Annotated in this window: 5 protein-coding genes and 1 pseudogene; 1 reads left to right on the top strand and 5 read right to left on the bottom strand. The window is 63.0% G+C overall.

What is annotated here, in order from left to right; translation table 11 throughout:
• From FJ425_RS04885 to FJ425_RS04865, 5 genes and pseudogenes are all read right to left on the bottom strand, one after another.
• Positions 1-590, bottom strand: a pseudogene (locus FJ425_RS04885) (mandelate racemase/muconate lactonizing enzyme family protein); the annotation flags it as partial.
• A gap of 1 nt (position 591) precedes the next feature.
• Positions 592-1689 (bottom strand): sn-glycerol-3-phosphate ABC transporter ATP-binding protein UgpC, encoded by a 1098-nt coding sequence (ugpC, locus tag FJ425_RS04880; RefSeq protein WP_140628828.1) that lies wholly within the window; start codon positions 1687-1689, stop codon positions 592-594.
• Between the two features lie 5 nt (positions 1690-1694).
• Positions 1695-2561, bottom strand: a complete 867-nt coding sequence (locus FJ425_RS04875; RefSeq protein WP_140545208.1) for a carbohydrate ABC transporter permease — start codon at positions 2559-2561, stop codon at positions 1695-1697.
• A gap of 2 nt (positions 2562-2563) precedes the next feature.
• On the bottom strand, positions 2564-3460 hold the full coding sequence (locus FJ425_RS04870) for a sugar ABC transporter permease (RefSeq protein WP_140628825.1): 897 nt from the start codon (positions 3458-3460) through the stop codon (positions 2564-2566).
• 131 nt (positions 3461-3591) lie between these two features.
• Positions 3592-4908 (bottom strand): sugar ABC transporter substrate-binding protein, encoded by a 1317-nt coding sequence (locus FJ425_RS04865; protein WP_140628822.1) that lies wholly within the window; start codon positions 4906-4908, stop codon positions 3592-3594.
• 165 nt (positions 4909-5073) lie between these two features.
• On the opposite strand from FJ425_RS04865, the gene FJ425_RS04860 reads away from it, so the two are divergent.
• Positions 5074-5862, top strand: coding sequence for an IclR family transcriptional regulator (locus tag FJ425_RS04860; protein ID WP_095769349.1), 789 nt, complete (start codon positions 5074-5076; stop codon positions 5860-5862).
• Positions 5863-6000 lie beyond the last annotated feature (138 nt).

Below are 6000 nucleotides of genomic sequence, written 5' to 3'. Positions count from 1 at the left end.
TCGGTCTTGTTGTCGTAGCCGTCGCCGACCGCCTTGCGCACCGCCGACAGCCGCGCGACGTCCTCTGAACCGTGTGGCTTGCCGATCTTCACCTTCGAGCCGGTAAAGCCCTTGGCCTTCGCTTCCAGTGCATCGTCGACCAGTGCCTGCGTCTCGATATGCAGCCAGCCGCCCTCTGTCGTGTAGAGCGGGCAGCGGTCCTTGGCGCCGCCGGCAAGCTTCCAGAGCGGCAGGTTCTGTTTTCTTGCCCGCAAATCCCAAAGGGCGGTGTCGATCGCGGCCAGCGCGATCGCGGTGATGGCGCCGATGGTGGTGGCGTGGGTGGCGAATTCGAGCTCGTGCCAGATCGCCTCGATCTGGTCGGCGTCGCGGCCGATCAGGCGCGGCGCGAGATGGTCGGCCAGCAGCCGCATGACCGACGAGCCGCCGGTGCCGATCGTGTAGCTGTAGCCGGTGCCCGATGCGCCGTCGGCATCGGTGATGGTGACGATCGGCGTCTCCTGGCTGACGAAGCTCTGGATGGCGTCGGTGCGCTTCACCTTCGGCACGAGGTCGACCATGCGCAGCTCGATCTTCTCGATTTTCGCCATGTCAGCTCCTCAGCGACTTGCCGGTTTCGGCGGAGAACAGATGCGCGCGGCTGAGGTCGAAGCTCATGCCGATCCTGTCACCTGCTTTCAGCGGCTTCGGATTGAGCATGCGCGAGACCCAATCGGTGCCGTTGAACTCGGCGAAGACCAGCGTTTCGTTGCCGAGCGGCTCGGTGATGCTGACCGGCAGCTCGACGCGATGGACTTCGGTCTCGCCGCCGGAGCTCAGGCCGTGGCCGGTCGGATAGAAATCATCGGGACGGATGCCGAACACGACCTTGTCGCCGGCAGCCGTCTTCGACTTGAACTGGCCGGGCAGCGGCAAGCTGTCGCCGCCGCTGAACATCAGCCTGCCATCGCTCACCGTCGCCTCATGCAGGTTCATCGGCGGCGAGCCGATGAAACCGGCGACGAAGTGGGTCGCTGGCCGGCTGAACACCTCGTCCGGCGTGCCGACCTGCTCGATATAGCCTGAGCGCATGATGACGATACGATCGGCCAGCGTCATCGCCTCGACTTGGTCGTGGGTGACGTAGATGACCGTCGACTTGACCTTGGCGTGCAGCTTCTTGATTTCGGTGCGCATCTGCGTGCGCAGCTTGGCGTCGAGGTTGGAGAGAGGCTCGTCGAACAGGAAGACATCCGGATCGCGCACGATGGCGCGGCCCATGGCGACGCGCTGGCGCTGGCCGCCGGAAAGTTGCGAGGGACGGCGCTCGAGCAGTTCGTCGAGGCCGAGGATGGCGGAGGCTTCGGCGACGCGCCGATCCATGTCGTCCTTGGCCGCACCCGCGATCTTGAGCGAGAAGCCGAGATTCTCGCGCACCGTCATGTGCGGGTAGAGCGCATAGGACTGGAACACCATCGAAATGTTGCGCGAGCGCGGCGGCAGGTCGTTGACCATGCGCCCGCCGATGTCGATCATACCGCCGCTGATGTCCTCGAGGCCTGCGATCATGCGCAACGTCGTCGACTTGCCGCAGCCGGATGGGCCGACCAGCGCGATAAATTCGCGGTCGGCGATCTCGAGATCGATGCCGTGCACGATCTCCATATTGCCGTAGCGCTTGGTGAGCTGTTTTAGCGAAACCGTTGCCATGGAAATCAACCTTTCACCGCGCCGGAGGTCAGGCCGCCGACGAGGTGTTTCTGGACGATATAGGTGAGGGTCAGCGCCGGGATGATCATCACCACGGCCAGCGCGCACATGCCGCGCCAGTCGATGGTGAACTCGGCCGTATAATCGAGCAGCCCGACCGGCAGCGTCTTGGAATTGACGGAACGGGTGAGCTGCGAGGCCAAAGCGAACTCGTTCCAGCAGGTGAGAAAGGCGAAGATGGCGGCCGAGGCGATGCCCGGGCGCGCCAGCGGAAATTCGACCTGCCAGAACGCCTGCCAGCGCGTGCAGCCATCGATCTGGGCCGCTTCGGCAAGGTCCTTCGGCACCTGGCGGAAGAAGCCGTCGATCAGCCAGATGGTGAACGGCACGTTGAGCGCGACATAGGCCAGGATCATCCCGATATGAGTGTCGATGATGCCCAGCCGCACATAAAGAAAAAACAAGGGCAGCGAGAGCGCGATACCGGGCACGGTGCGCGTCAGCATCAGGCCGAGGAACATGCCTGACTTGCCGCGGAAGCGGTATCGCGCAAAAGCGTAGCCGCCGGCCATGCCGATGGCCACCGCGATCACCGTCGAGGTGACCGAGATGATCAGCGAGTTGCGGAAATAGTCGAGCACCGGGATGCCGCCTTTGCCGATGCCGCTGAACATGGCGACATAAGCGTCGACGGACAGCTGCTGCGGAATCCAGACCGGCGGCTTGGCCATGATCTCGACCGTGGGCCGCAGCGACGACAGCACGATCCAGATGCCCGGCAGGCAGATCACCAGCATGGCAAGGAACAGGCCGACGCGGTGCGCGACGGTCAGCGCGCGGCGGGTGAGGCGGGCGGAGGCGTTCTCGTCCATTCTCACCACTCAGCGCCAATCTGCGCGCGCGCCGCGGCGAGCTTGTTGTAGAAATAGACGGTGAAAGCGATCGACAGCAGGATCGAGAAATAGGCCATGGCATTGGCGAGGCCCATGCGGGCATCGCTGTAGGCGGTGCGCCCGACCAGCGTCCACAACAGCTCCGTGCGGCCGGCCGGGCCGCCGTCGGTCATGATCTTGACGATGTCATAGGCGCGCGCGACATCGAGCGAGCGGATCGTCATGGCGATGTAGGCGAAGGGCATGACGAAGGGCCAGGTGACATAGCGGAAGGTCTGCCAGGGCGTGCAGCCGTCGACGCGGGCCGCCTCGATCGGCTCCTTGGGCATGGCGAGCAAGCCGGCCAGGATCAGGATGGCGAAGATCGAGGTCGACGACCAGATCTCGGCGATCGAGATGGCGATGAAGGCGAGATGGCCTTCGATCAGCCAGGGGATGGCGTCCTCAGTGATGCCCAGCGACTGCAGCGCATTGTTCACCAGGCCGATATTGTCGTTGAACATGAATTTGAACTGGAAGCCGACGAGGATCGGCGAGAACATCATCGGGAACATCATAAGCGTGCGCAGGATGCGCTGGCCGCGCGTCGCCTTCTCGACCAGCATGGCCAGGCCAAGGCCGAGCAGCATTTCGAGGTTCAGCGCGATGGTGAGCAGCAGAACGGTGCGGCCGAAGGCCCACCAGAAATCCGCATTGGACAGGATCGACAGATAGTTCCTGAAGCCGACGAAGACGAAGAAGGTCTCGGGCCGCGTCAGGCGGAACGGCGTGAAGCTGGAATAGAGCGACAGGATCAACGGCAGCACCACCACTGCCGCCAGCACGATGATGGCCGGGAGCAGCAGCAGGAACGGCGCGGATGGCTTGATGCCCTTCATCAGGATCCTGTGAGGTTTTGCATATAATTCGGGCCGCCATGGGCAAGGCCCGGCCGAAACGGAAGGTCCGCAGCGGCAAGACGCTGTCGCCTCCCCATTTCGCGACGGGGAGGCGACGTTGGCAGCAGTGACTAGAGCTTGCCGGCGTCCTGAAGGATCTGCGTCGCCTTGGCGGCCGCCTCGTCCAGGGCCTGCTTGGACGTCTTGTCGCCAAGGATCGCCGCCTGCAGCTCGGGATAGACGGCGTTGGATATCTCGATCCACTCAGGCGTCTGCGGCACGGCGAAGGCGTGCTTGGCTTCCTCCTGGAAGGCGCCCAGAACCTCCTTCTTGTACGGATCGTTCTCAGCCTGCTTCACGTCCCAGTCCCAAACCGCGGTGCGGGTCGGCAGCGGGCCGGCGGCGGCTTCCAGCTTCTGGCTGTCCTCATTGGTCAGCCACCATACGAGCGAAGCGGCGGCTTCCTTGTTGGCGCAGTTCTCGGTCACCGAGAAGCCGTGGAAACCCGACCAGCCGGTGCGCTTGCCGGAAGAGCCCTTGGGCGCGACCTTCACACCGACATTGCCCGCGACCTTCGAGGACTTCGGGTCGTTGAAGAACCCGGCCCAGCCCGGCCAGTCGAGGTTGATCGCCACGGTGCCCGAGGCAAAGCCCTGGCCGAGATCGTCCCAGAGATAGTTGGTGGTGCCGGCCGGCACAGCCTTGGCCTTGTAGAGGTTGACGAACCAGTCGAGCGCACGGATGCCAGCCTCGGAGTTGAAGACGGGCTTGCCGTCCTTGTCGAGATATTCGCCGCCCTCGGCGACCACCATCTCGTAGAAGCGGCCGTTGATCGCCTCTTCCTTGCCGGCGAATTGCGTGCCGTAGAAATTGGGCGGGTTGGCGAAGAACTCGGCCTGGTCGGTGACTTCCTTCCAGGTGTCGGGCGGCGCAAGGTCATAGCCGTATTTGGCCTTGAACTTGGTCTTGTTGTCGGCGTTCTCGTAGAGGCTCTTCTGGTAGTAGAGCGCCGAGACGTCGAACTGCGCGCGCGGCAGCATCTCGAGCTTGCCGTCGATGGTCGCGGCCTTGATTGTCGACGGCACGAAAGCGTCGATCTCTTCCTTCGGCAAGAGCTTGCTGAGGTCGGTGTAAAGGCCGGTATATTGCGGCGCGAAGGACGAATGGTTCCAGCCGACGCACCAGTTGGTGCTGCCCGAGGCGATGTCGGACTTCAGCTCCTTGTCGATGTCGAAGCCGTTCTTCTTGGTCAGGATGTTGACCTTGGCGCCGGTCGCCTTCTCCCATTCGGGGATGCGCTCGTAGAGTTTTTCATATTGCTGGCCGCCGATCAGCTTCACGTCGATCGTCACGCCCGGAAATTTGCCGGGCAGATCGGCCGAAAACGCAGTGCCGCTCAGCAGCAGGCCAGCCAGGCCGGCGGAAATGCCTAGAACCAGTCTTGTCATGCTCTCCTCCCATGGGCTCACAGCGACGGCCTGCCGAGTGCGCGACCGATCGCTTGAGTTTCATTCATATGCAAATAGCATTTTCATTCCCGGGTCAAGCCGATTGTGCTTCCAGCGGAATGAAGTTCATGCATATATGCAGATCGAAATTCACTGGAGGGACGGGTGGCAGAGGAAGAAGACGGGGACCGCTACCGCGCGCCGGCGCTGGACAAGGGGCTGGATATTCTCGAGCTGTTGTCCAGCGTGGACGGAGGGCTGACGCAGGCGGAGATCGCCAAGCGGCTCGACCGCAGCCCGAACGAGTTCTACCGGATGCTCGACCGTCTGGTGCGGCGCGGCTATGTCACCAAGATCGACGGCGACCGTTATTCGCTGACGCTCAAGCTCTTCGGCCTCGCGCAATTGCACGCGCCGGTTCGCCGGCTGGTATCCTATGCGACGCCAATCATGCGGGAGCTGGCCGAAACCTCGTCGCAGGCCAACCAGTTGGTGGTGTTCGACCGCGGCGCCGCCGTGGTCATCGCGCAGCAGGAAGCGCCGCGCTATTGGGGCATCTCGATCCGCGTCGGCTCGCATATCAGCCTGTTCGACACCGGCTCCGGCCATGTGCTGCTTGCCTTCCGCTCGCCCGAAGAGCGCAAGATGATGATTGCCGAGCATCTGCAGAGCACCGAGCATCTCAACCTGACGCCGGAATTCTTCGCCCGCCTCGACCAGGTGCGCGACCGCGGTTACGAGATGATGGCGTCGCTGCAGACCGCCGGCGTCTACAATCTTTCGACGCCGGTGCTGGGACCGGACGGCAGAGCCATCGCGGCGCTGACCATTCCCTACATCACCTTGGTCAACGCGCCCACGGCGCCGGACATCACGCTGACGATCCGGCATCTGCAGGACGCAGCGGCAAGGCTCTCGCAGCTCGCCGGGTCAGATGTGCCGCAATCGTCGTAATTTCTTATTTGAATGATCGATTTTTCGGCGAGATAGTGCCCTAGCGCGGGATGAACCCAAAGCAGCCGGTCATCCCGTTCCAACGCTTTGTTTTTTGGAGCATGATCTTATGCGAAAAGTCTGCAACTTTTCGGGATC

The organism is Mesorhizobium sp. B2-7-2, from assembly GCF_006440775.1.
Lineage (GTDB): Bacteria > Pseudomonadota > Alphaproteobacteria > Rhizobiales > Rhizobiaceae > Mesorhizobium.
The sequence above is the reverse complement of the archived record's forward strand: the minus strand, read 5'-3'. Positions and strand labels throughout refer to the sequence as shown.